The organism is Arthrobacter cavernae, from assembly GCF_017368795.1.
Lineage (GTDB): Bacteria > Actinomycetota > Actinomycetes > Actinomycetales > Micrococcaceae > Arthrobacter > Arthrobacter cavernae.
The window spans coordinates 1-2,764 of the sequence record NZ_JAFNLL010000003.1 but is presented as its reverse complement, the minus strand read 5'-3'; the positions used below and the strand labels follow the sequence as shown (position 1 = coordinate 2,764).

Annotated in this window: 2 protein-coding genes and 2 pseudogenes; 1 reads left to right on the top strand and 3 read right to left on the bottom strand. The window is 61.9% G+C overall.

All coding sequences use genetic code 11. The annotated features are described in order from the left end of the window. From J1902_RS19230 to J1902_RS01835, 3 genes and pseudogenes are all read right to left on the bottom strand, one after another. Positions 1-161, bottom strand: a pseudogene (locus J1902_RS19230) (creatininase); the annotation flags it as partial. Positions 162-195: 34 nt separating this feature from the next. Further along, positions 196-1,551: an MFS transporter gene (locus J1902_RS01840; RefSeq protein WP_207614565.1), complete on the bottom strand. Its 1,356-nt coding sequence runs from the start codon at positions 1,549-1,551 to the stop codon at positions 196-198. A gap of 247 nt (positions 1,552-1,798) precedes the next feature. Beyond that, positions 1,799-2,470 (bottom strand): GntR family transcriptional regulator, encoded by a 672-nt coding sequence (locus J1902_RS01835; RefSeq protein WP_207614564.1) that lies wholly within the window; start codon positions 2,468-2,470, stop codon positions 1,799-1,801. Positions 2,471-2,623: 153 nt separating this feature from the next. On the opposite strand from J1902_RS01835, the pseudogene J1902_RS01830 reads away from it, so the two are divergent. After that, a pseudogene (locus J1902_RS01830) lies at positions 2,624-2,764 on the top strand (serine hydroxymethyltransferase); the annotation flags it as partial.

The window sequence follows — 2,764 nt, the reverse complement described above, 5'->3', positions numbered from 1 at the left end:
GCGTCCAGTTCCTTCTCGGCCATGATCCGGCGGAGCCCGGCGATGCGGCGCTCGAATTCGGCATCGGAGAAGGTCAGGGAGACCTTCTCGCCGTTCTTGAGGACCTTGAGGCGCTCCAGCTTGGCGACATCGTTTACGGCTTCGTTCTCGGTGATGGTCATAGTGTTCCTTTCAATGCGGGGTGTGTTGTGGTTTTCAGTCGTCCTGCAGAGGCTTCTTGGAAGTCTCCACGGCGAACAGGACTGCGATGAGGGAAACGATGGAGGCCGCCACGAGGTACCAGCCGGGGGCCAGCTTGTTGTGGCTGAGGCCGATCAGGAGGGTTGCCACGAACGGGGCGGTGCCGCCGAACAGGGCGTTGGAGAGGTTGAAGCTGACGGCGAAGCCGCTGTACCGGACCTTGGTGGGGAAAAGCTCGGCCAGGAAGCTGGGCAGGGTGCCGTCGTTGAGGGTGAGCATGGCGCCCAGCAGGATCTGGACCAGCACGATCACCAGGAAGTTGCCGGTGTCCAGGAGTATGAAGGCCGGGACCGTCAGCACCACGAACAGCACGGACGCCGTGATGAGCATGCGCTTGCGGCCGAACTTGTCTGAGGCGATGCCGGTCAGGAAGATGAAGCCGATGTAGCTGGCCAGGGCGATGGTGGTGGCCAGGAACGATTCGGCGGCGCCGAAGTTCAGTTCCTCGGACAGGTACGTGGGCATGTAGCTGAGGATGACGTAGAAGCCGACGGCGTTCAGCAGCACGGCGCCCGTGGCAATGATGAGCTGCTTGCGGTAGGTCTTGAACATTGCCAGGGCGGGGGCCTTGACCGGTTCCTTGTCGGCCAGGGCCAGGAACGCAGGGGTGTCTTCGAGCTTGGTGCGGATGTACCGGCCGATCAGGCCCATCGGCGCGGCCAGGAGGAACGGCAGTCGCCAGCCCCATTCGTTGAGCTGCTCTGCGGTGAGGACCGTGCTGAGAAGCGCTGCGAGCAGCGAACCGAGCAGCAGGCCCGCAGCCGTGCTGGCAGGTACGACGGCGGCGTAGAGTCCGCGCTTGTTGGCGGGCGCGTATTCCACCAGGAAGGCGGAGGCGCCGGCGTATTCCCCGGCGGCGGAAAAGCCCTGGACCACGCGGACCAGCAGGAGCAGGACCGGAGCCCAGACTCCGATGGTGTTGTAGCCCGGGATGAGGGCGATACAGAACGTGGCCACCGACATGATGACGATGGAAAGCGACAGCGCTTGCTTTCGTCCCAGCCGGTCACCGATGTGGCCCCAGATGAAGCCGCCCAGCGGCCGGACGAAGAAGGAGATGGCGAAGACGCCGAAGGTTGCGAGCAACGCCGTCTGGCGGTCCGCTTCCGGGAAGAAGACTGAGGAGATAATGCCGGCCAGGTAGCCGTAGACGGCGTAGTCGAACCATTCGACGAAGTTGCCGATGAAGCTTGCGGTGATGACGCGGCGGCGGGTGTCCTTGCTGACCTCGTCCCCGCTGTGCGGCCGACGCTGGCTGCCTAACGAAGAGGGATCGGCTGCCGCCGGCATCGAAGTTTTTCCGTTACTCATATGTCCACCAATAAAATTCGTGGTTGCATCGAACGCAACACTGTTGCTTCAGACTAGGTGTGTGATGCGTCACGGTCAAGGGGTTCTAGGAAGTATTTCCGGATGAAGCCTTGTCTTGGGGCAGTGCGGGACGCCCCAAGTTCAAGTGTCTCGTTGCAGCCAATAAGACCCAGTTGCACTCATCGCCGTTTTGGCGAGACTTGGCAGCGTGAGGGTTCGGCTGGGAGTGCCGTGATGTGAGAGAGCGTCAGAGGACCTTGCGGATGGTTTTCTCGAAGCTGACCACGTGATGAAGGGCGAGCTGGGATGCGCGGTCTTCGTCGCCGTCGGCAATGGCGGTCAGTAGCTCGGCATGCTCGGCGATGTGGCCCGTGACGGAGGGCATCTTCTCCAGCATGTGGCACCAGATCCTGGTTGCCAGGTTGTCGTATCGGATCAGCACGTCCTCGAGGTGTGGATTCGCTGCCGCCTTGTAGATGAGCCGGTGAACCATGATGTCGTAGCGCATGAGCTCGTGCTGGTCGGCATGGCCGGACTCCAGGTCGCTGATCGCAGCGGCCACATCCCGCAGTTCCTGGCGCAGGCGGGGGCTGGCCATGCGCGCTGCACGACGGGACGCCAGGGGTTCCAGGAGCTCCCGGATTTCCGAGACGTCCGCCAGTTGGGTGATGTCGACGCCGGTGGCGAACGTTCCACGCCGGGGGTAGGACACCACCAGGTGGTCGCTCTCGAGCCGCTTGATGGCCTCGCGCACCGGCGTTCGTCCAATGCCGAGCTCGGCGGCAATCTGGCCATCATTGATGGGGTCGCCCGGTTTGATTTCCAGCATGATGAGCCTGTCCCGCAGGAGCAGGTAGGCATTCTCGGCCAGCGAGGCCCCTTGTGTGCCCGTATCCAGTGCTTCCAAAACAGTGCTCATCTGCTCTCTCCCGCTTGCCGCAATTCCAAGTTTGGTGGATGTGTTGCTGTCGGGCTGTTGACGGCTGTGTGATGTTCAACATACTATGGCAACAGTTCTAATATATCAGTTGAGGAACAGTCAGCAACTATAAGTATTTCAAAGGAGAACACCATGGTTGAACCGCTGATCCGCCCGCTCGCCCAGGCGGACCCGGAGGTTGATCAGGCGATCGCCCAGGAACTCATCCGCCAGCAGTCAACGCTGGAGATGATCGCTTCGGAGAACTTTGCGCCAGCGTCCGTCATGGAAGCA

What these genes read in the sequence shown, in the direction of transcription:
- J1902_RS01840 (WP_207614565.1), bottom strand. Translation starts at nt 1,551, where the DNA reads ATGAGTAACGGAAAAACTTCGATGCCGGCGGCAGCCGATCCCTCTTCG.
- J1902_RS01835 (WP_207614564.1), bottom strand. Translation starts at nt 2,470, where the DNA reads ATGAGCACTGTTTTGGAAGCACTGGATACGGGCACACAAGGGGCCTCG.